The 19663-nt window shown below is 69.5% G+C and carries 19 protein-coding genes; 5 read left to right on the forward strand and 14 right to left on the reverse strand.

The genetic code is table 11. From position 1 onward, the window contains the following. Positions 1-66 precede the first annotated feature (66 nt). Positions 67-843 carry an acyl-ACP thioesterase domain-containing protein gene (locus ACEWX3_RS25235; RefSeq protein WP_374159953.1) on the reverse strand — a complete coding sequence of 259 codons (777 nt, stop codon included), beginning with the start codon at positions 841-843 and terminating at the stop codon, positions 67-69. Positions 844-1002: 159 nt separating this feature from the next. On the opposite strand from ACEWX3_RS25235, the gene ramB reads away from it, so the two are divergent. Genes ramB through ACEWX3_RS25250 form a run of 3 tightly spaced genes read left to right on the forward strand, consistent with a single transcriptional unit; the run spans position 1003 to position 4066 of the window. Beyond that, complete coding sequence (gene ramB / locus ACEWX3_RS25240) at positions 1003-2427, forward strand: acetate metabolism transcriptional regulator RamB (RefSeq protein WP_374158029.1); 1425 nt, start codon at positions 1003-1005, stop codon at positions 2425-2427. Continuing rightward, positions 2424-2969: a carboxymuconolactone decarboxylase family protein gene (locus ACEWX3_RS25245; protein WP_374158030.1), complete on the forward strand. Its 546-nt coding sequence runs from the start codon at positions 2424-2426 to the stop codon at positions 2967-2969. The genes ramB and ACEWX3_RS25245 overlap by 4 nt, the downstream gene beginning before the upstream one ends. A 59-nt stretch (positions 2970-3028) precedes the next feature. After that, positions 3029-4066, forward strand: coding sequence for an alpha/beta fold hydrolase (locus tag ACEWX3_RS25250; protein WP_374158031.1), 1038 nt, complete (start codon positions 3029-3031; stop codon positions 4064-4066). Here ACEWX3_RS25250 and ACEWX3_RS25255 read toward each other — a convergent pair. The 9 genes from ACEWX3_RS25255 to ACEWX3_RS25295 all read right to left on the reverse strand — a co-directional run bounded on the left by ACEWX3_RS25255 (position 3968) and on the right by ACEWX3_RS25295 (position 12333). Then, positions 3968-5053 carry a diguanylate cyclase gene (locus ACEWX3_RS25255; RefSeq protein WP_207069093.1) on the reverse strand — a complete coding sequence of 362 codons (1086 nt, stop codon included), beginning with the start codon at positions 5051-5053 and terminating at the stop codon, positions 3968-3970. The genes ACEWX3_RS25250 and ACEWX3_RS25255 overlap by 99 nt on opposite strands. 96 nt (positions 5054-5149) lie before the next feature. After that, a complete protein-coding gene (locus ACEWX3_RS25260; RefSeq protein ID WP_207069094.1) occupies positions 5150-5428 on the reverse strand; it encodes a hypothetical protein in 279 nt (92 codons plus the stop codon). After that, complete coding sequence (gene lpdA / locus ACEWX3_RS25265) at positions 5429-6829, reverse strand: dihydrolipoyl dehydrogenase (RefSeq protein WP_207069095.1); 1401 nt, start codon at positions 6827-6829, stop codon at positions 5429-5431. A gap of 5 nt (positions 6830-6834) precedes the next feature. Beyond that, a complete protein-coding gene (locus tag ACEWX3_RS25270) occupies positions 6835-7542 on the reverse strand; it encodes an ABC transporter ATP-binding protein (RefSeq protein WP_374158032.1) in 708 nt (235 codons plus the stop codon). After that, positions 7539-8309, reverse strand: a complete 771-nt coding sequence (locus ACEWX3_RS25275) for an ATP-binding cassette domain-containing protein (RefSeq protein ID WP_374158033.1) — start codon at positions 8307-8309, stop codon at positions 7539-7541. The genes ACEWX3_RS25270 and ACEWX3_RS25275 overlap by 4 nt, the downstream gene beginning before the upstream one ends. Then, the gene (locus ACEWX3_RS25280) at positions 8306-9136 is read right to left on the reverse strand and encodes an ABC transporter permease (RefSeq protein WP_374158034.1); all 831 of its coding nucleotides are present in this window, start codon (positions 9134-9136) and stop codon (positions 8306-8308) included. The genes ACEWX3_RS25275 and ACEWX3_RS25280 overlap by 4 nt, the downstream gene beginning before the upstream one ends. After that, positions 9133-10179: an ABC transporter permease gene (locus ACEWX3_RS25285; protein ID WP_374158035.1), complete on the reverse strand. Its 1047-nt coding sequence runs from the start codon at positions 10177-10179 to the stop codon at positions 9133-9135. The genes ACEWX3_RS25280 and ACEWX3_RS25285 overlap by 4 nt, the downstream gene beginning before the upstream one ends. Continuing rightward, positions 10167-11765: an ABC transporter substrate-binding protein gene (locus ACEWX3_RS25290; RefSeq protein WP_374158036.1), complete on the reverse strand. Its 1599-nt coding sequence runs from the start codon at positions 11763-11765 to the stop codon at positions 10167-10169. The genes ACEWX3_RS25285 and ACEWX3_RS25290 overlap by 13 nt, the downstream gene beginning before the upstream one ends. Before the next feature lie 79 nt (positions 11766-11844). Beyond that, positions 11845-12333, reverse strand: coding sequence for a DUF779 domain-containing protein (locus ACEWX3_RS25295; protein WP_207069099.1), 489 nt, complete (start codon positions 12331-12333; stop codon positions 11845-11847). 118 nt (positions 12334-12451) lie between these two features. Between ACEWX3_RS25295 and ACEWX3_RS25300 the strand changes: the two genes are divergently transcribed. Next, complete coding sequence (locus ACEWX3_RS25300) at positions 12452-13222, forward strand: DUF5134 domain-containing protein (RefSeq protein ID WP_374158037.1); 771 nt, start codon at positions 12452-12454, stop codon at positions 13220-13222. On the opposite strand, the gene ACEWX3_RS25305 is transcribed toward ACEWX3_RS25300, so the two are convergent. Genes ACEWX3_RS25305 through ACEWX3_RS25315 form a run of 3 tightly spaced genes read right to left on the reverse strand, consistent with a single transcriptional unit; the run spans position 13219 to position 16420 of the window. After that, positions 13219-14547: a helix-turn-helix domain-containing protein gene (locus ACEWX3_RS25305; RefSeq protein WP_207069101.1), complete on the reverse strand. Its 1329-nt coding sequence runs from the start codon at positions 14545-14547 to the stop codon at positions 13219-13221. The genes ACEWX3_RS25300 and ACEWX3_RS25305 overlap by 4 nt on opposite strands. A gap of 23 nt (positions 14548-14570) precedes the next feature. Further along, entirely contained in the window at positions 14571-15365 is a 795-nt protein-coding gene (locus tag ACEWX3_RS25310) for an acetoin reductase (RefSeq protein WP_207069102.1), read from the reverse strand. Positions 15366-15367: 2 nt separating this feature from the next. Next, positions 15368-16420 (reverse strand): 2,3-butanediol dehydrogenase, encoded by a 1053-nt coding sequence (locus ACEWX3_RS25315; RefSeq protein WP_207069103.1) that lies wholly within the window; start codon positions 16418-16420, stop codon positions 15368-15370. A gap of 140 nt (positions 16421-16560) precedes the next feature. On the opposite strand from ACEWX3_RS25315, the gene ACEWX3_RS25320 reads away from it, so the two are divergent. Further along, a complete protein-coding gene (locus ACEWX3_RS25320) occupies positions 16561-18393 on the forward strand; it encodes an NAD(P)-binding domain-containing protein (RefSeq protein WP_374158038.1) in 1833 nt (610 codons plus the stop codon). 124 nt (positions 18394-18517) lie between these two features. Here ACEWX3_RS25320 and ACEWX3_RS25325 read toward each other — a convergent pair whose 3' ends face one another. Then, complete coding sequence (locus ACEWX3_RS25325; RefSeq protein ID WP_374158039.1) at positions 18518-19573, reverse strand: diguanylate cyclase domain-containing protein; 1056 nt, start codon at positions 19571-19573, stop codon at positions 18518-18520. Between the last annotated feature and the right edge of the window lie 90 nt (positions 19574-19663).

Here is a 19663-nt window from a genome sequence, read left to right on the forward strand (position 1 = left end):
TCAGTAGTTACCGCCCGGTAACACATCTGCGCAGGTCAGTACGCCCGTACTGTTAAACGCGCCGAATCAGAGCGAGAAGATCGAGGCGATCGCTTTTGTCTCGTCGCCGACCGCATATGTGAGCGTTGTAACAGTGCGATCGGCCAGGGCGGGACCGAACTGATCGGTCGAGCCGGGCGGATAGACGTGGGTGAGGATCTCCAACTTGTCGCCGAGCGCGACCGGCGCATCGTGTTCGATGGTGACCCGGATCGGGCCGCGAAGCAGCTCCGGGGCGCCGAAGAGATGGTCCTCGATCACCGACCAGTAGACGGAATTGTTCATGTGGTCGAACAGGTCGATGTCGGCGACCCGCACCGGGTATTCGCGGATCTCGCTGGCGTCCTCCCGGCTGCCCGCCCTCAGATACGCCTTCCAGCGCAGTCGCGTCTCGGTCGTGGTCCGGCGCAGGCCCTCGATGAAGTCGTCGGCGATGCGCGCCGGCCCCTGGGTGTCCCGGTTGATGTTGATCCAGAACGCCTCTGACTCCATGAGCCCGCCGCGGCGGCCGTCGATGCGCACCCGCATCTCACACCAGCGGTTCGACGTCCCGGAACACCACCGCCGCAGCCGCAACGTGTCTTGGAACTCGATCGGCCGGATCAGGTCGATCATGGTGCGCCGCACGATCCACAGCGGATGGGTCTCCTCGAAACCGAGCTGGCGCAGGTGGTCCTGGCCGACGTCCTGAATGTGCCGGGTCGCGGCGTCGAACCGCAGCCGGCCGGTGCGGTCGATGTCGGCGACCCGCAGGGGCCAGTTCTGGTCGAAGACGTCGGGGTGCGGATCCGGCACCGGCATCATCACCTTGGCCAAGCCGGCGGCCGGCTTCGACGACGGTCCGGTCGACGCAGACGGGACAGCCGAATCCCCGGTGGTACTCACGGATCCCGATACTGCCACACCCCGACCATTTGCCAACACTGCAAATATTTCCTTTGCACCGTTGTTATGGTGGTTGACGTGCCCAAAACGTTCGTCGGCGCCAGGGTCCGTCAGCTCCGCAGCGAACGCGGATTCAGCCAGGCGGCGCTGGCGCAGATGCTCGACATCTCGCCCAGCTACCTCAACCAGATCGAGCACGACGTGCGGCCGCTGACGGTGGCCGTACTGCTGCGGATCACCGAGGTGTTCGGCGTCGATGCGACGTTCTTCGCCTCCCAGGACGACACCCGCCTGATCGCCGAGCTGCGCGAGGTGCTGCTCGACCGTGACCTCGACGCCGACGTCGAGCCTGCCGAGGTCGCCGACATGGTCGCCGCGCACCCTGCGCTGGCCAAGGCGATGGTGAACCTGCACCGGCGCTACCAGCTCACCACCACCCGGCTGGCCGCCGCGACCGAGGACCGCTTCAACGACACCGGGTCCGGATCCGGGTCGGGCTCCATCTCGATGCCCCACGAGGAGGTTCGCGACTACTTCTACGAGCGGCAGAACTACCTGCACGACCTCGACACCGCCGCCGAGGAGCTCACCACCGGGATGCGGATCAACCGCGGCGATCTGGCCAGCGACCTGGCCGACCGGCTGCGCATCGTGCACGGGGTGACGATCATCCGTCGCATCGACCTCGGCGAGGGCGTCCTGCACCGCTACGACCCGATGTCCAAACGGCTGCAGGTCAGCGCCCACCTGTCGGCAGGGCAGACGGTGACGCGGCTGGCCGCCGAACTGGCCTACCTGGAGTACGGGGACCTGATCGACCGGCTCGTCGAGGAGGGGAAGTTCACCGGCGAGGAGGCCCGCAAACTGGCCCGCAAGGGATTGGCGAACTACTTCGCCGCGGCCACGGTGCTGCCGTATGCCCAGTTCCACGAGGTGGCCGAGAACTTCCGCTACGACATCGAGCGACTGTCGGCCTACTACTCGATCAGCTACGAGACCATCTGCCACCGACTGTCCACGCTGCAACGGCCATCCATGCGTGGCGTACCGTTCTCGTTCGTCCGCGTGGACCGGGCGGGAAACATGTCGAAACGTCAGTCCGCCACCGGCTTTCATTTTTCCTCCAGTGGCGGAACGTGCCCGCTGTGGAACGTCTACGAGACGTTCGCCAACCCGGGCAAGATCCTGGTGCAGATCGCCGAGATGCCCGACGGGCGCAGTTACATGTGGGTGGCCCGCACCGTGGAGCGGCGCGCGTCGCGCTATGGTCAGCCCGGCAAGACGTTCGCGATCGGGCTGGGTTGCGAGCTGCGCCATGCCCAGCGGCTGGTCTACTCGGAGGGCTTGAACCTGAGCGGTGAGAACGCGACCCCGATCGGTGCGGGCTGCCGGGTGTGCGAACGCGACGACTGCCCGCAACGCGCGTTCCCCGCGCTCGGACGCGCCCTCGACATCGACGAGCACCGCTCGACGGTGTCGCCGTACCTGGTGAAGCCGTCATGAGCCCGTCACCGGCCGGCATCCCGCCCGGCGGCTTCAAAGAACTCGGCCCGGTCAACTGGGTCATCGCCAAGGCCGGCGCCCGCGGCATCCGCCGGCCGCGGTTCAGCCTGATGAACGTGCTGGGCCAGCACCGCCTGCTGTTCCCTGTCTGGCTGCCGCTGTCGGCCTACCTGCTCTACGCCGGCAAGCTGTCCCGCCGCGACGCCGAGACCGTGATCCTGCGCGTCGGCCATCTGCGCGACTGCGAGTACGAACTGCAGCAACACCGCCGCCTGGCACGCAGCCGCGGCCTCGACAAAGCCTTCCAGGCCAAGATCTTCGAGGGACCCGACGCCGCGGGCCTGACCGAGCGCGAGCGGGTGCTGATCACCGCGACCGACGAGTTCGTCGTCACCCGCTCGGTGTCCGCGCAGACCTGGCGGGCGCTGGCCGGCCATTACACCCGCGCCCAGCTCATCGAATTCTGCATGCTGGCCGCCCAGTACGACGGCCTGGCCGCGACGATCACGACGCTGCAGGTCCCGCTGGACTTCCCGGACTGAGCAGCCGCCCAGCGCTACCATCCGTACATGATCCGCGTCACGTCAGCGCCGACGAAGTGGTGACCGTCGACAACCCGTGGCGGCACCCGCCCGGCGTTCCCCGCTGCGCGCCGCCCCGCGCCGAGGGCACGTTCTTCCTTCCCGGCGGACGCCGCCTCGGTTACGCCGAGTTCGGCAACCCGTCGGGACCGCTGGTGTTGTGGTTCCACGGCACGCCCGGCGGACGCCGACAGCTCCCGATCGTCGGCCGCCGCGCGGCCGAACGGCTCGGCCTGCGGGTGGTCCTCCTCGAACGCGCCGGCTCCGGGCTGAGCGATCCGCACCGCTACGAGCGCATCGGCGACTGGGCCGCCGACATGGCCCACGTCGCGGATGTGCTGGGTGCCGAGAAGCTCGGCGTGGTCGGCCTGTCCGGTGGCGGGCCGTATGCGCTGGCGTGTGCGGGCATGCCGGCGCTGCGCGACCGCGTCGCCGCCGTCGCCGTGCTCGGTGGCGTCACACCGTCGGTCGGACCCGATGCGACCTGCAGCGGAGCCATCGCGCTGGCCCGCCGGTTCGCGCCGTTGATGTCGGTGATGCGCAGGCCTTTCGCCACCGCCACCGCGTCCCTGCTGACGCCGGTCATCCCGCTGGCACACCTGGCCTACAAGGGGTTGGCGTCGGCGATGCCCGACGGCGACAAGCAGGTGTTCGCGAACCCGGACATCGAGGCGATGTTCATCGACGACATCGTCCACGTCGCCAACGGCCGGTTCCAGGCCCTGCTCGACGACGCCCGGTTGTTCGGCCGCGACTGGGGATTCCGGCTGGCCGACGTCGCGGTGCCCGTGCAGTGGTGGCACGGGGACGCCGACTCCATCATCGGACTGGCCGACGCCCAGGCGGCCGCGGAGCATCTGCCGAACGTCGAACTGATACTGATGCCCGACGAGAGCCACCTCGGCGGGTTCGCCAAGGCCGACGACGTCCTCGCCTTCGTGCACCGGCACCTGAGCGGGTCAACAGAGGTCGGCGGCGATGGCGACCCGGTCCCCGCCGCGGGCCTTGGCCTGGTACATGGCCACGTCGGCGGCGGTGATCACCTCAGCAAGGTCTGACCCGGGCCGGGTGCAGGTCGCCAGGCCGATGCTGGCTGTGACGACCGGCCGCGCCGGTGCCGAGACCGCCGTCCGGATACGTTCGGCGACCCCGGCCGCCTGAGCCGCCGGGATCCGGTCGACGACGAGGAATTCCTCGCCGCCCCACCGCACCACCACGGCGTCGCTGCGCACGCTGTCGCGAATCCGGCGCGCGGTGCGGATCAGCACCTCGTCGCCGACGGCATGGCCGTGCGTGTCGTTGACGACCTTGAATCCGTCGACGTCGATCAGGAACGCGCACAGGTCCGTGTCTCCGTCCACGCGCGCATCGAGTCGTTTCATCGACACCGTCAGGCCGCGCCGGTTGGTCAGCTCGGTCAGCGGATCGGTCAGCGACTGCATGGAGCTGTCCTGCAGCAACCAGAAACCGAACTGCAGCGCAGGCAGGATGCACACGGTCACCAGCAGCGCGATGACCGCCCGCGACACCGCCACCTGCAGGCCGTGCTCCGGCATGCTGGCAGCCAGCCAGACCGCGATGGCCCCGACCGAGAGCAGGCACCAGCCGATGTGCACGAGGTGCAGCCGCGGGCCGTGGAAGAACACGACATACCCGCCGGCGCACAGCAGGATCGGGATACCCGACATCGCCAGGTTGGCGTCGCCGAACAACACCGTCGACAGCGTCATGATCATGTCGACGTAGATCACCAGCACCGCCGACTCGCGCGCCGACGGCCAGCGCAGCAGCATCCAGCGCACTGCCCAGGCCAGTGAGCCGACCGCCGTCACGGCCCAGCCGATCCGGAACAGCGCACCGTCGGCCCCGGGCGGGACCACGACGTTGATCGCCGCGAGGATGCCCATCACCGCACCGATGCCGGCGATGACATAGCGCAGCGGGGTCAGCAGCCCACGGCTGCGCAGGAAGTCGATACGCCACTGGTAGTCGTCGCGCTGCTGCCACCACTGCCGCAGCAGACCAGGATCGGCGCTCTCCCCCACCGGATCAGTCTAGGAATGTGCCAGTGAATACCGTGGGGAAACGTCGATCCACGTCATAGCTGAATTCAGCGATCGCCAGCTACGTCGCCGGCGGCGCTACAGGTAGGTCACGCCGAGCACGATGAGCGAGAACAACACCGGTGAGATCGGCAGGCCCCACAGAAACGCCGCCCAGATCTCGCCCGTGCGGGTCTTGCCGCGAAACGCCCGCCAGCCCAGCAGTCCCGACAGCACGCCGACCGCCAGCGACACCCCCGCCACCACCAGCACCCACTGAGCGACGTCGTTGGTCGCGACCGCCGCCGAGATACCCGCCAGCCACAAAATGTGACCGATGGCCAGCCCGCCGATGCCGGCTATCCAGATCGCCCTCAATTAGAAGTTGATCATGTGGCCGGCCAAGCCGTGGAAGCACTCCTGCAGCGCCTCGGACATGGTCGGGTGCGTGTGCACGTTGCGGGCCAGCTCGTTGGACGTCAGGTCCCACTTCTGCGCCAGCGTCAGCTCCGGCAGCAACTCGGACACGTCGTGGCCGATCAGGTGACCGCCGATCAGTTCGCCGTACTTGGCGTCGGCGATCAGCTTGACGAAGCCGCTGGGATCGCCCATGCCGTGCGCCTTGCCGTTGGCGGTGAAGGGGAACTTGGCGACCTTGACGTCGTAGCCCTCCTCGCGGGCCTGCTCCTCGGTGAGCCCGAAACTGGCCACCTGGGGCTGGCAGAACGTGGCGCGCGGCATCATCCGGTAGTCGCCCAGCGCGAGTGTCTCGGCGCCGCCGATGGTCTCGGCCGCGACGACGCCCATGGCCTCGGCGACGTGGGCGAGCTGCAGTTTGCCGGTGACGTCGCCGATGGCATAGATGTGCGGCTTGTTGGTGCGCATGTAGTCGTCGATGGCGATGCCGCCGCGCTCGGTCAGTTCGACGCCGGCCTTGTCCAGGTCGAAGCCCTCGACGTTCGGGACGAAGCCGATGGCCTGCATCACCTTGTCGGTCTTGATTTCGGTGGACTTGCCGTCCTTGCTCACGGTGACGGTGACGGAACCGTCGGCCCCCTCGTCCCTGATCGATTCCACCTTGGTGCCGGTCATGATCTTCACGCCGAGCTTCTTGAACTGCTTCTCGATCTCCTTGGAGATCTCGGCGTCCTCGTTGGGCAGCGCGCGCGGCAGGAACTCGACGATCGTGACGTCCACGCCGTAGTTCTTCATGACGTAGCCGAACTCCATGCCGATCGCGCCGGCGCCGGCGATGACGATCGAGCCGGGCAGCTCGCGCTCCATGATCTGCTCTTCGTAGGTGACCACGTTCTCCGACAGCTCGGTGCCCGGCACCAGCTTGGTGTGCGCGCCCGTGGCGATGATGGCGTTGTCGAAGGTGACTTCCTCGGTCTCGCCTTCGTTGAGATCGACGACGATGGTGTGGTCGTCTTTGAACTTGCCGTAGCCCTGGATCTCGGTGATCTTGTTCTTCTTCATCAGGAAGTGCACGCCGGCCACCCGGCCGTCGGCGACCTTGCGGCTGCGGTCGAAGGCCACGCCGTAGTCGAAGCTGGCCTCCCCACTGATGCCGAAGGTCTTGGCCTCCTTGGTGAAGATGTGCGCGAGCTCGGCGTTGCGCAGCAACGCCTTGGACGGGATGCACCCGACATTCAGACACACACCGCCCCAGTACTTGGGTTCGATGATGGCGGTGTTGAGCCCGAGCTGGGCGGCGCGGATGGCCGCGACGTACCCGCCGGGACCGGCTCCGAGAACGACGACGTCATAGTGGGTCACGGTTCTCACCCTAACGGGGTCGGCAAGGCGAGCGCGCTCTCGGTGAGGGCGTCGATCAGCACAGGGTCGTGGCTGACGAGCATGACGGTCGACCCGGTGCCCGCCATGTCGCGAAGCAGAGACACCACCGAGCCCGTCGCGATGGGATCGAGCATTGCCGTCGGTTCGTCGCACAGCACCAGCAACGGCCCGCCGTCGCCCTGGGTCAGCACGCGCCCCAGGCAGGCTCGTTGCAGCTGCCCGTCACTGACCTGGCCGGGATAGCGCTCCAGCAGCGCGGTGTCGAGGCCGACACGGGCGGCGGTCTGCTCGGCCGACGAGCGGTAGCCGCGGCCCGCACGGATGGCCAGCGGTTCGTCGATGATCTGGCGCAGCGTCCAGCGCGGGTTGCAGACCAGCCGCGGGTGCTGGGCCAAAAGCGCGACGGAACCGCGGCGCGGCCCAGACGCACCGCTCGCGGACGCAGGATTCGACGCGCCGCTCGCGGACGCAGGATTCGACGCGCCGCTCGCGGACGCAGCCCCGTAGCGGATCTCTCCGGCGTGCGGCCTCTGCAGCCCGGCCAGCACCCGCAGCAGCGTGGTCTTGCCGCTGCCCGACGCCCCCGTCACACCCGTGATGGCGCCGGCCGGAGCCGTCAGGTCCACGCCGTCGAGCACCGTCCGCCCACCGAATCTGACGGTGAGGCCGGTGGCGTACAGGTCACCGGTCATGCCGGCACCGCGTTCAGCAAGTCCCGCAGGTACGGGTCGGTGCTGGCCAGGGCGGCGTCGAGGGGCAGCTGGTGGAGCACGCGGCCCCGCGCCATGACCGCGACGTCGTCGCACTTCTGCGCGCGCAGCAGCGACGGCATGTCGTGGGTGATGACCAGTACCCCGGCACCGTCGGCGCAGGCCTGCCCGAGGAGGTGCCACACCAGCTCGGCGTTGCCCGGGTCGAGCGCCGAAGTCGGTTCGTCGGCCAGCAGCAGGGCTGGGCGCCCTGCCAGCGCGGCGGCGATCGCGACGCGTTGGGCCATGCCCCCGGACAGTTCCCCAGGATAGCGGTCGACCACGTCGGCCGGCAGTGCCACGGCTGTGCACAACTGCTCGGGGTTGCGGTCGGCGCCCAGCCGGGCGCAGATCTCGGCGAGTTGGGAGCCGACGGTGCGCACCGGCGTGAACGACGTCGCCGCAGACTGCGGCACCAGACCGATGCGGTGTCCGCGCAGTGCGCGCCAGCTCTTCTCGTCCCGCGCGTCCATGTCGGTCTCGCCGACCCGCACTGTGCCGCGCACCCGCGACCCCGGGGGCATCAGACCGGCCAGCGCGGCGGCGACCATCGATTTGCCGCAACCGGACTCGCCGATCAGGGCGGTGACGCAGCCGGCGCGTACCGTGAGGTCGACGCGGTCGAGCACGGCCACCGAGTCGGTGCCGCGGCCCCGGCGCACCGCGATGTCGGCGCTGAAGCCGCGCAGACTCGCGACGACGGCCCTCACCACACCCGCCCCACAGGTGGCTGATGACGGCGCCGGGCCAGCGTGCCCACCGCCGCGAACGTCAGTGCCGTCGCGATCAGCGCCGCGGCCGGCACGGCCAGCGTCCACCAGGCGCCGGACAGAATGTCGCCGCGGGCCTCACTGAGCAGCGTGCCGAGGCTGGCCCGGTCGGGCGAGAGCCCCACCCCGAGGAAAGACAGCGTCGACTCGTGCCACACGGCGTGGGGAAGCAGCACGATCATCGCGACCAACGCCTGACCGGTCACCGCCGGGATCAGGTGCCGGCGGGCGATGAATCCCCGTGACGCACCGGCCAACTGCGCAGCCTCGACCCAACCCGCCTCGGCGACGGCGAGCAGCTCCGCGCGGACCACGCGGGCGACGGCCGGCCAGTGGGTCAGCGCGATGGACGCCACGATCGCCAGCGGGGCACCTCGCCACATCGCGGCGATCACGATGCCCACCACCAGATGCGGCAGCGCGTTGAAGCCGTCCACCAGACGCATCACCACCGCGTCGACCCAGCCGCCGACGAGCGCGGCGCCGACGCCGACGGCCAGCCCCAACGCCGTGGCCGCGAGGGCGCACACCACCGCGATCAGCAGCGACACCCGCAGCCCCTCGGCGGTGCGCACCAGCAGGTCGTACCCGGAGTGATCCGTTCCGGCGAGGTGGCCGGCACCGGGAGGTTGCAGTGCGGCACCGAAATCGGCGATCTGCTCGCCGGCGAGCAGCGGAATGCCCACCGCCGCAACGGCGATAGCGCCGAGCAACAGCCACGGCCAGCGCGGCATCCGCAGCGGGGACAGGGCGGTCGAGGCGCTCATGCGACCATCGCGATCCGCGGGTCGATGGCCACCGCAGCCGCGTCCGACAGTGCCGATCCGGCCAGCACGGCTGCCGCCGCACCCACGGTCAGCGCAGCGAGCAGCGGAAAGTCAAGAGCAGCAGCCGATTCGACGAGGACCGCAGCCATCCCGGGCCAGCCGAACACGGTTTCGACGATCGCGGCGCCGGCGATCAGTTCGGGCAGCCGGGTGCCCAGCAGTGCCAGGGTCGGCAACACCGAGACCGGCGCGATGTGGCCCCGTAACAGGGCCCAGCCGTGCACGCCGCGGGAGCGGGCGCCGCGGACCGCGTCGGAGTCGACACTCTCGACCACGGCCGCCCGGGTGGTCAGCAGCAGCCACGGAACCATCGACACGCTCAGCGCAAGCCACGGCAGTATCGCGTGCTGCAGTACGCCCGCAGGGGTGTAGTCCGCGCCCGGCGCGGCCGCGCCGGAGACCGGAAGCCAGCGCAGGCCCACCGACACCACGATCACCAGTATCAGCGACACCACGAACGGCGGCACGGCGGCCAGCGCCACCGACAGGCCCGTGCACACCCGGTCGAGGATCCCGCCACGGCGCATACCGGCCAGACACCCCAGCAGGAGGGCGACCACGGTGGCTGTCAGCAGCGCCGCGCCCGAAAGGCCGAGCGTGAAGGGCATCCGCTCGGCCAGCACCGTGCTCACCGGCTGCGACTGGGTCGAAGACCATCCCAGGTCCCCGCGCAGCAGACCGCCGATCCACTGCCACCACGCCTGATACCAGGGCATCTCGGTGTCGTAGGCGGTGCGCATCGCCGCACGCTGGGATTCGGTGGCGAACTGGTAGTTGGCCCCGAGATAGGCGGCCAGCGGGTCGAACGGGGACAGGGACGCGACGGCGAACATCGCGGCCGAGATGGCGACAGTCAGCGGTACCGCCACGGCGGTCCGGACCGCCAGCAGGCGGGCGGCGGCCCGCCCGCGGCTACGGGGAGTCCAGCCGACGGACTCGACGGCCGGACGGTCGAGCGTGGCCGGCGTGCTCAGCGCGTCCACGCGGCGAGGTTCCACCACGGCCCCCACGTCACCCCGTGCGAATGCGGTTCCATGATCGGCGCACTCTGGTTCCAGCCGAGGTCGCGGTAGGCGTAGGTGTGGTCGAGGAACACCAGGAAAACCTGTGAGGGCTCGGCCGCATACGTGGCTTGAATCCGTTGATAGACATCGTCTTTCTCGGGGCCGGGTGGCAACTGCGCGGCGCGCTCGAGCATGCCGTCCAGACCCGCGGCGGTGAAGTTGCCCGGATTCGAGTACGGCGAGGAGTCCGGCACCCGGGTGTGCAGGGTGTCATAGACCTGGGAGTCGATGCTGTAAGGCCTGGCTCCGCCGCCCAGCACGACTGCGGAATCGCCGAACCGCGTATCGATTTCGTCCCAGCTGGTGCCGCGGGGGCGTACGTCGATGCCCAGAGGCTTCATCGCTGCCGCAAAGGCGACCGCCAGATCGCGACGCAACGTGTCCTGGGCGTTGTACAGCAGCTCGAACGACGCTCGGGCACCGTCCTTTTCGCGTATTCCGTCCGAGCTCACGCGCCAGCCGGCAGCGTCGAGCATGCTGCTGGCCTCGTCGGCGCCGAAATCGTACTGCGCATCGGGGTTGTATGCGGCGCCGTAGGCTTCGGCGACGGGCGTGCTGGCCTGCCTTCCGTATCCACGCAGGACATCGCGCACGATGGCCTCCCGGTCGACCCCGAGGTTCATCGCCAGCCGGGTCTGCACCTCGGCGGTGAACGGGTTACCTGCGGGCAGTGCGATGCCGCGCCAGTCCGCCGAGTTCACCGCGACCGTCGCGACGTCGTCGGCGTTGAGCGAGTCGATCAGCCGCGGTGGAAGATTGGTGCCGTCGACCGCACCCGAGGCCATGCTCTGCGCCCGGCTGTTGTCGTCGGGGGTGTAGGTGTAGACCAGCCTGTCCACCTGCGCCGGGGTACCCCAGTAGTCCTCCCTCGCCACCAGCACCGCCTGGTCGGGCCGCAGGCTGTCCAACCGGTAGGGGCCGGTACCCACCGGTTCGGTGTTGACCGCCCAGTCCCCGGCGGGCGCCGACTCGACACGCTCCGACGGCAGGATCCCCAGCAGCAGGTAGGGCCGCGGATCAGCCGCGGTCGCCAACTCGACGGTCACCGCCTCCGGGCCGTCCGGTACCACGGACACGATCGGAGCGACGGCCGTGGCGATCTCCGAGGCCACCGCCGGGTCGGCCACTGCGGCGTAGGTCGCCACCACGTCGGCGGAGTCGAACGCAGTTCCGTCGGAGAACTGCACTCCCGCGCGCAGCGGAATCCGCCACCGGTTGGGCCCGGCCGGCTCGGGCGCGCCCTGCGCCAGCGCCGGAGCCAGGTCGGGCACCACATCGTCGGCGGTGGCACTGGGACGGTAGAGGCCCTCGTAGATGGGCGATACGCCCGATTCGGCGTACCCGTTGACGGGGTTGTAGCCGCCCAGTTCGTAGCCCTCCGCGAGCACGATCTGCGTGTCGTCGGCGTCGTTCGATGTCGGCGCGGCGCAGCCCGCCGCCGCCAGCACCGCGGTCGCCGCCAGAGCACCCCTCACGGTCGATTTCACATGTCTATCTGAACACATGAGGAGTTGATGTGCTGACGAGACCCCAGCCAGAGGCTGATCCCACCGGGACGGGCGGCGCGCCTGGCTGCAGTACGCCCTAGCCCTGCGGCAACGGACACACCGCGTCGAACTCGGCATCCCCCTCCGACACCACTCGGGTGCCGTGGCTCTGCGGACGCACACCGCGCTCGTAGTCCGCGCCGGTCACCGGGGGGGACTGGTCGAGGGCCCGGTTCTCGTCGTCGGTGAATGCCCGTCCCCGGGACAGGAATCGCATTCCCTCAGGGGCCTCCAGGCTGAACCCGCCGCCGCGACCCGGCACCACGTCGATCACCAGTTGTGTGTGCTTCCACGCCTCGAACTGCGGACCGGAGATCCACACCGGCACCCCGTCCCCGACATCGAGGACTCCCAGCAGCACGTCGCGGTCCCCCACCACGAAATCGCCGTTCGGGTAGCACATCGGCGACGAGCCGTCGCAGCAGCCGCCGGACTGGTGGAACATCAACGCTCCATGCCTGTCCTGCAGGGTGCGCAGCAGTTCGGCCGCGGCCTCGGTCACCAGTGCCCGGTTCGGTGCGTCCATGTCCTCCATTGTGGCCCCGCCCGCCGATGCGCGCCGCGACCTTGCCCACCTTTCGGATAGGCGCGGAACCGAACCGTGCCCCGCCGCGACCAATGAAACAGGGATACCGGGAGGAAGAATGTTCACGCTCGCCGATACGCCGGTCAAGTTCGTGGCCCTGCTCGCGCTGTTCGCCTGGTGCACCGTGTGGTGTACCTACGAGCTGACCCGCCGACAGGACGCCCGGCAGCGCATCTCCAATGCCGCCCATCTCACGATGGCGGTGGTGATGCTGCTGATGGTGGCCAGACCGACCTGGGTGGCGCTCACGGCGCTCGTGCCCACCTCGGCACTGGTGGCGGCGTTCGCCGTGGGGACGGCGTGGTTCGGCTGGCTGGCGGTGGACGGCTTCCGGGCCGCCGACCGTCGCGCCGGTCTGCACTTCTGCGGGCACGCGACCATGTTCGCCGCGATGACCTGGCATCTGGCCGCGATGGCGGTGAAAGCGCAGCACTCCACGGGGCACCAGGTCATGAGTCACCAGGGCATGGGTCACGACGGCATGAGTCACGGCGCCACGGGCCCCGGCGCGCAACCGGGAACGACGATGTGGATGTTCGCGCTGATCGGTGTGCCGTTGATGACCTATCTGCTGGCCGCCGGCGTCATCGCGATCCGCGAGCTCACCCGCCCGCGCGTGGCCGAGCTCGAGCAGGCAACCACCGGCGCCGGGGTGGCTGTGCTCACGCCGGCCGGACCCGAGCGAGGTTGCCACGAAGTCCGCGCGATCGGGAGCACGGCGCACCGGCTCGCCGCCTCGTGCGACGTCGCGATGAACTTCGGCATGTTCTGGATGAGCACCGGCCTGCTGGTGCCGATCCTGCCGTTCTTCACGGTGTTCGCCTTCTAGGTCCCGGCTTCGGTCGCATCCCGCAGGGCCCGGATCGCCGGGGCTGTCGACGGCGGCAACAGCAGCCGCCGATCGGTCGGATAGCGCACGTCCAGCTCGACCGTGCCCGCGAAGCGGTAGGGCTGGGCGGCGAGCAGTCCGGCGAACTGCTTGCGCAGCCGCGACATCTCCACCCGCACGGTGACCACCCGGGAACGGTCGCCGTACAGATCGTCGGCCAGCTGGGGAGCGGTCCGGCCCTGGGGCGAATCGGCCAGCACACAGAGGATCTCGGCGTGCCGCAGCGACAGGTCGTGTCGCCAGGAGCCGAACTCGCCGGCCAGGCACAGCGACGGCCGGTCCGGGTTGCTGAGATCCACGGTCACCCGCGACAGGGCGGGACCGTCCTCGTCACCGATCCCCGAGTCACCCGCCAGCCGCACCAGCCAGCCGCCCGGCAGCGGCTCGACGGCACACATGCCCAGCGTCGCCAGCCACACCCTGCCGGGCCCGAGGTGCTCGGGCAGCAGGATCCGGTTGTGCAACGGCATCGCGTCGACGGCGGCCACCCAGCCCTCGGTGTCGACGGCCAGCGCAGGGGCGTCCAAGCGGGCGAGGATCGGTGCGGCCAGCGCCCGCAGCCGGTTCAACGTGCGGTCGTGCTCGGCGCGCAGGTGCGATTCGGCCAGCCGCGCCACGGCGTCGACCAGCGCGATGGTCGTCGGGTGCACGGTCGCGGCGGGACCGGAGACGTCGACGACACCCAGCACGTGTCCGGTACGAGGGTCGCGGATCGGTGCCCCCGCGCACGTCCACGCATGGTGGCTGCGCAGGAAGTGCTCTGCGGAGAACACCTGCACCGCACGCTGGGAGACCAGCGCCGTGCCGATCGCGTTGGTGCCGACCGCACCCTCGCCCCAGTTGGCGCCCTCGACGAAACCCAGCCGGTCGGCGTTGTGCAGCACCGACGGCGAGCCGCTGCGCCACAGCACCCGGCCCTGCGCGTCGGCGACGACGAGGATGTTCTCGCCGTCGGCGACCAGGGACTCCAGCCCGTGCGAGATCTCGCCGAGCACCTCGAGCAGCCCGGAGGACCGGCGCAACGTCTCCAGCGCGCCGGCCTCGACGACCGGCTCGGCGTGCTCGTCGGCGACCCGCTCGTGCATCCCGCGCGCCATCATCCGCTGCCAGCTCTGCCCGATGACGTCCCGCGGCCGCGCGGGGGCCCGGTGACCGGCCATCGTCGCGTCGTAGACCGCCGACATCAGCCGCGCATAACTGCGCGGATCCTCTCCGACGGCGACCGCGGGCTCAGGCACGGGCGGACTGCCTCCATAGCTGGGCATCGTCACCCAGTGTGCTCTCCATCTCAGCGGTAGACCAGACCGCCGTCGATCAGACCGGCCTGCCCGGTCATGTAGTCGGCGTCGGGTCCGGCCAGATAGGACACGAAGCCGGCGACGTCCTCGGGGGTCTCGGCGCGGCCCAGCGCGATGCCGCCGACGAACTTGTCGTAGGTCTCGCCTTCGGCGGCACCGGTCAGGTCGGCGAACCGCTTGTCGATCTCGACCCACATGTCGGTGCCCACCACGCCCGGGCAGTAGGCGTTGACGGTGATGCCGTCGGCGGCGTGCTCCTTGGCGGCGGCCTGGGTCAGCGCGCGCACCGCGAACTTCGACGCGCTGTACACCCCGAGCATGCCGAACCCGTCGTGGCCGGCGATCGACGAGGCGTTGATGATCTTGCTGATCTTTCCCTGTTGCTGGTTGTCCAGCTCTTTGAACTTGGCCACCGCGGCCTGGATGCCCCACAGCACCCCGTTGACGTTGATCGCCCAGACCCGGTTCGCCTCCTCGGGCGTCACCTCACCGACCGGCCCGACCAGTGCGATACCGGCGTTGTTGACCATGATGTCGAAACCGCCCAGGGCGGCGGCAGCGTGGTCCACCGCGGCGAACACCTGCCCGCGGTCACTGACGTCGGCAACGAACGTCGTTGCCTTGCTGCCGATCTCGGCGATCTCACCGGCGACGTGTTCGATGCCGTCGGCGCGGGTGTCCACCAGCGCCACCGCCGCACCGTCGCGAGCAAGCCGTAGCGCGATACCTCGGCCGATACCGCGTGCCGCACCGGTCACCAACGCAACCCTGCCGTCGAGAGCCATGACTATTTCCCTTCGTTCGGGTCGACCAGAACCTTCATCTTCGTGCCGGCGTGCAGCGCCTCGAACCCCTCGTCGATCACGTCGTCGAGCGGAATGCGGGTCACCCACCCGGTGGTGTCATAGGCGCCCTCGGCCATCAGCGCGATCACCGCCTCGAAGTCGGCGCCGGTGTAGCACAGCGAGCCCTGGATCCGGGACTCGTTCATGACGAGGTTCAACAGCGGTGTCTCCAAGGGTTTCTCGTAGATGGCGACGCTGACCATCGGCTTGCGGGAACCGACACAGGCCAGCGCGGTGGCCACCGCCGGGGTCACCCCGGCGGCGTCGAACACGGCGTCCGCTCCGGCGCCCCGGGTGTGCTCGGCGATGAAGGCGGGCACGTCTGCACTGCCCGGATCCAGTGTCGTGGCGCCGAGCGCCTCGATCGCGGCACGGCGCGTCGGTGACGGTTCGACGACGAAGACGTCCTCGAGACCCTTGCCGCGCAGTGCGAACCACAGGCCGATCCCGATGGGTCCGGCACCGAACACCATGGCGGTGTCGCCGGCAGAGACGTCACCTAGTGTTGCGGCGTGGTAGGCCACCGACATCGGCTCGACGAGCGCGCCGAGTTCCAGCCCGACGCTGTCGGGCAGCCGGTGCAGCATCTCGGTCGGCACGATGCTGAACTCGGCCATGCCGCCGTCGGACATCAGTCCGTGGAACCCGATTTGCGCGCACACGTTGTAGTTGCCGGCCCGGCACGGTGCGCAGGTTCCGCACCGGTACACCGGCTCGACCGCGACCCGGTCGCCCTCGCTCCACCCGGTCACGCCGTCGCCGACGGCCGTGATGGTGCCGGAGAACTCGTGGCCCATGGTCAGCGGCAGCTGCGCCCCGGTCAGCGGGTGCGGTTCGGTGGGCACGAAGATCGGCCCGGCGTAGTACTCGTGCAGGTCGGTGCCGCAGATGCCGTTGTAGCCGACCCGCAGCTTGACGGTGCCCGGCCTGGGCTCGGGCTCGGGCACGTCGTCGATCTCGAGCTTGTTCGGTCCGTAGTAGACAGCTGCTTTCATGCCCGCAGTTGTATGTGACGGGCGACACAGCGCGAAAGAGTTGCGAGGGGTTGCACCGGCAGTCTCGAGGGTTGCACGGGCAGCGTGCAACGCTTCGCAACTCTTGCCCGCCGCCGATCCAGCGGTGTGTCCTGGCTCACATGACTTCCACTCTCGATCCGCAGACCGCTCCCGATGTGACTCCCGCCCAGCGTGTCGACGCCTGGCTGGCCGACTTCGAGGCCGCCCTCGCCGTACGCGACATCGACCGGGTCGCCGGCATGTTCGCCGTCGACAGCTTCTGGCGTGACCTGGTGTCGTTCACCTGGAACCTCAAGACGATGGAGGGCCGCGAGCAGATCACCGACATGCTCACCACACGGCTTGCCGGAACCGACCCGTCCGGCTTCCGCACCCGGGAGACCCCCACCGAGGACGAGGGCGTGACCACGGCGTTCATCGAGTTCGAGACCGCCGTCGGCCGTGGGGTCGGGCATCTGCGCCTCAAGGACGAGGACGGGGTGCCCCGGGCATGGACGCTGCTCACCGCGCTGCAGGAGCTCAAGGGCCACGAGGAGCCCAAGGGCCCGAGCCGGGTGCTCGGCGCGGTGCACGGCGACGATCCCGACCCTCGGTCGTGGGCGGAGAAACGCGCCGAGGAGGAGGCCGAGCTGGGCCGCAGCATCCAGCCCTACGCTCTGGTGATCGGCGGTGGTCAGGGCGGCATCGCGCTGGGGGCGCGGCTGCGCCAGCTCGGCGTGCCGGCCATCGTCGTCGACAAGCACGAGCGGCCCGGTGACCAGTGGCGCAAGCGGTACAAGTCACTGTGCCTGCACGACCCGGTGTGGTACGACCACCTGCCCTATCTGCCGTTCCCGGCCAACTGGCCGGTGTTCGCCCCGAAGGACAAGATCGGCGACTGGCTGGAGTTCTACACCCGCGTCATGGAGGTGCCGTACTGGTCGAAGACCACCTGCACATCGGCCTCGTTCGACGAAGAGACCAACCGGTGGACGGTCGAGGTGGACCGCGACGGCGAGAAACTGACCCTGCACCCCACCCAACTGGTGCTGGCGACCGGAATGTCGGGCAAGCCGAACATCCCCACGTTGCCGGGTCAGGACGTCTTCCGCGGTGACCAGCACCATTCGTCGGCCCATCCCGGACCGGACGCCTACGTCGGCCGCAAGGCGGTGGTGATCGGTTCCAACAACTCGGCTCACGACATCTGCAAGGCCCTCTACGAGAACGGCGTCGACGTGACGATGGTGCAGCGCTCGTCGACCCACATCGTCAAATCGGACACGCTGATGGACATCGGGCTCGGCGACCTGTACTCCGAACGCGCGCTGGCGGCGGGCATGACCACCGAGAAGGCGGACCTGACGTTCGCGTCGCTGCCGTACCGGATCATGCACGAGTTCCAGATCCCGCTGTATGACCAGATGCGCGAACGCGACAAGGAGTTCTACGACCGTCTCGAGGCGGCGGGCTTCGAACTCGACTGGGGCGCAGACGGTTCGGGACTGTTCATGAAGTACCTGCGCCGCGGCTCGGGCTACTACATCGACGTCGGCGCCTGCGATCTGGTCGCCGACGGCCGGATCAAGCTCGCGCACGGACAGGTCGACCACCTGACCGAGAACGCGGTGGTGCTGGCCGACGGCACCGAACTGCCCGCCGACGTCGTGGTGTATGCGACCGGATACGGCTCGATGAACGGCTGGGCCGCCGATCTGATCGGCCAGGACGTCGCGGACCGGGTCGGCAAGGTGTGGGGCCTGGGCAGCGCCACCCCCAAGGATCCGGGACCGTGGGAGGGCGAGCAGCGCAACATGTGGAAGCCCACCCGGCAGCCCAACCTGTGGTTCCACGGCGGCAATCTGCACCAGTCCCGGCACTACTCGCTGTACCTGGCGCTGCAGCTCAAGGCCCGCTACGAGAACATCCCCACCCCGGTCTACGGCCTGGCCGAGGTGCACCACCTGAGCTGATCCGACCCGCGCGAGAGGCTGGAGCCGAGATCGACGTGAGGGTTGCGATTCGTCGGCGATGCCGCGGCGATAACAGCCCCCGTGTCGATCTCGCCTCCAGCGCGGTGGGGACGGTGACGAGGCGCTACGCGGCGGCGGTGGACTGCCGGATCTGGTTGCCGCCCGCGCGCTTCGCCTCGTACATCGCCATGTCGGCGTTGGCCACCACCCGCTCGACGAGGGCGCCGATGTCGCCGGCCGCGGCCGTCACCGTGACCCCGGCGATGCCGAGGCTCGCGGTGACCCCCCACCGGGTGGCGGCGATGGCCGAGCAGAGCCGACGCGCCAGCAGCTCGACCTCGCGGGGCTGGGTGGCCTGGGCGACGAGGAACTCTTCACCGCCGATCCGGGCCGCGATCACACCCGGACCGCTGACCTCGCGGATCCGCGCGGCGACCTCCACGATCACCTGGTCCCCGACGGCATGACCGCGGGTGTCGTTGAGACGCTTGAAACCGTCGAGGTCGATCAACACCACGCTGAACGACACCGCGCCGCGGCGCACCGCGTGCGAGATGAGGGCGCGCGACGACCGTCGGAACCCCCGTCGATTCGCCAGGTTCGTCATTGGGTCTGTCGACACCGCGTCGTTCCACAGCAGCCGCACCAGGATCTGCCCACCGAACGGCACCGTCATCAAGGCACCGCTGGACAACAGCAGCGTGGCCACGCCCAACGCCGGGTCGCCGGTCAGCCAGGTGCGGACCGCACACGCCACCATGGTGCCGAGCGCCACGCCCACTGTGAGCACCAGCAGCCGCGAGCTGTGGAAGGACGCCACGTAGGCGGCGAGTCCGACGAACCCCCAGCAGGTCAGCAGCCCCGCGTGCGGGTCTGCCGGGGTGAGAGCCACCACGGCGATGGCCACGCTGCCGACGAGGGAGAAGACCGCCGATTGCCCACGGCTCGGCCAGCGCACTGCATAGAAGACGGCCAAACCGGCGAAGTACGCCGCCGCTGCCAGGGCAACCGCCTGCCCACCGGCCGGGCTGACCGGCATCAACGTCGCGGCGACGGCGAGCACCGCCACGACCACGGCCATCAGCGCCCGCGAGAACCCGAGCAACCGGCGGGACGCGAGGTATTCCGACAGCCAGTCATACCGGTCGGGCTGCCGCCACCACCGGCGGATGTGGATCACTCCGAGCCCCCGACGCTCACCGGTGGTGATGCTACCGGGACCTCCCGTTGGCGCGACCGGTTCGGACAGGACCGCAGCGGATGCGCAGAA

It is taken from the genome of Mycobacterium sp. G7A2, assembly GCF_041902445.1.
Lineage (GTDB): Bacteria > Actinomycetota > Actinomycetes > Mycobacteriales > Mycobacteriaceae > Mycobacterium.

What these genes read in the sequence shown, in the direction of transcription:
- ACEWX3_RS25270 (WP_374158032.1), bottom strand. Translation starts at nt 7,542, where the DNA reads ATGACCGGTGACCTGTACGCCACCGGCCTCACCGTCAGATTCGGTGGG.
- ACEWX3_RS25290 (WP_374158036.1), bottom strand. Translation starts at nt 11,765, where the DNA reads ATGTGTTCAGATAGACATGTGAAATCGACCGTGAGGGGTGCTCTGGCG.
- ACEWX3_RS25310 (WP_207069102.1), bottom strand. Translation starts at nt 15,365, where the DNA reads ATGGCTCTCGACGGCAGGGTTGCGTTGGTGACCGGTGCGGCACGCGGT.
- ACEWX3_RS25320 (WP_374158038.1), top strand. Translation starts at nt 16,561, where the DNA reads ATGACTTCCACTCTCGATCCGCAGACCGCTCCCGATGTGACTCCCGCC.
- ACEWX3_RS25235 (WP_374159953.1), bottom strand. Translation starts at nt 843, where the DNA reads ATGATGCCGGTGCCGGATCCGCACCCCGACGTCTTCGACCAGAACTGG.
- ACEWX3_RS25295 (WP_207069099.1), bottom strand. Translation starts at nt 12,333, where the DNA reads ATGGACGCACCGAACCGGGCACTGGTGACCGAGGCCGCGGCCGAACTG.
- ACEWX3_RS25315 (WP_207069103.1), bottom strand. Translation starts at nt 16,420, where the DNA reads ATGAAAGCAGCTGTCTACTACGGACCGAACAAGCTCGAGATCGACGAC.
- ACEWX3_RS25245 (WP_374158030.1), top strand. Translation starts at nt 2,424, where the DNA reads ATGAGCCCGTCACCGGCCGGCATCCCGCCCGGCGGCTTCAAAGAACTC.
- ACEWX3_RS25305 (WP_207069101.1), bottom strand. Translation starts at nt 14,547, where the DNA reads ATGCCCAGCTATGGAGGCAGTCCGCCCGTGCCTGAGCCCGCGGTCGCC.
- ACEWX3_RS25280 (WP_374158034.1), bottom strand. Translation starts at nt 9,136, where the DNA reads ATGAGCGCCTCGACCGCCCTGTCCCCGCTGCGGATGCCGCGCTGGCCG.
- ACEWX3_RS25300 (WP_374158037.1), top strand. Translation starts at nt 12,452, where the DNA reads ATGTTCACGCTCGCCGATACGCCGGTCAAGTTCGTGGCCCTGCTCGCG.